This window comes from Neisseria sp. HMSC03D10, from assembly GCF_001807625.1.
GTDB classification, from domain to species: domain Bacteria; phylum Pseudomonadota; class Gammaproteobacteria; order Burkholderiales; family Neisseriaceae; genus Neisseria; species Neisseria mucosa.
Genome location: NZ_KV789521.1, coordinates 1 through 833, shown reverse-complemented (window position 1 = coordinate 833; position 833 = coordinate 1). Strand labels below are relative to the sequence as shown.

General features: G+C 34.8%; 1 protein-coding gene. It reads left to right on the top strand.

Going from position 1 to position 833, the window contains the following annotated elements; all coding sequences use genetic code 11:
• Positions 1-220 precede the first annotated feature (220 nt).
• Positions 221-685 (top strand): type IV pilin protein, encoded by a 465-nt coding sequence (locus HMPREF3066_RS04580; RefSeq protein WP_045072218.1) that lies wholly within the window; start codon positions 221-223, stop codon positions 683-685.
• Positions 686-833: the final 148 nt, after the last annotated feature.

Here is an 833-nt window from a genome sequence, read left to right as displayed (position 1 = left end):
CGCCCGCACCTGCAAACACAAAAGCTAAAAACACTATTCAAAAGTAAATTAACCGGAAGCATTAGGACAAGGAGTTTGAGATGTAGGCTTCTATTCTGCTCGGAAGAAAATATGGGCGGCTTTAGTTGGTCTGAAAGTAAGTGTTGTAAACCCAAAAGATCTTATTATGAAAGGATATATATTGAAATTGGGTGATGAAATTATTAATAGGTAATAAATGATGAATAAAGAAAATTGTAAAGGGTATTCTCTTACTCAATTAATCTTTGTAATTGCAATAATTGGGATTTTAACTTCAATAGCTTATCCAAGTTATCAAAAATATATTAGAGACTCTGAAATACGTCAGGCTCTGGCAGCGCTTGTTGAGAGTGCTCAGTTTATGGAACGATTTTATCAGCAGAATGGTAGTTTCAAGAAAACTTCTACAGCGTGGCCTGATTTGCCTAACTCTCGGAGTTTAGAAAACTTTTGTATTTATCCTCATGGGCTTGCTAGAGGCGCGTTAGATGGGAAATTTACTTTAAAAGCAGTTGCATTAGATAAGAATAAAGAACCTAGGGTAATAAAGATTAATGAATCTCTAACGACTTTTATTTGTGAGAGTAGTGCTAGTTCTTGTGATGATGTTACGAAAAACTATTTTTCTGGTGCAGATAAAAACTGTTCCGTATATCGGCTTTAAGAGAGTTTGTGCGGCTATTACTGAATGGTTTGTATACCCATTTAACTGATATTAATTAAGTAGAGTATGAGCTACTAGTTATATATAAAAGGTCGTCTGAAAACTTTTTTCAGACGACCTGAGACCTTTGCAAAATTCCCCAAAATCC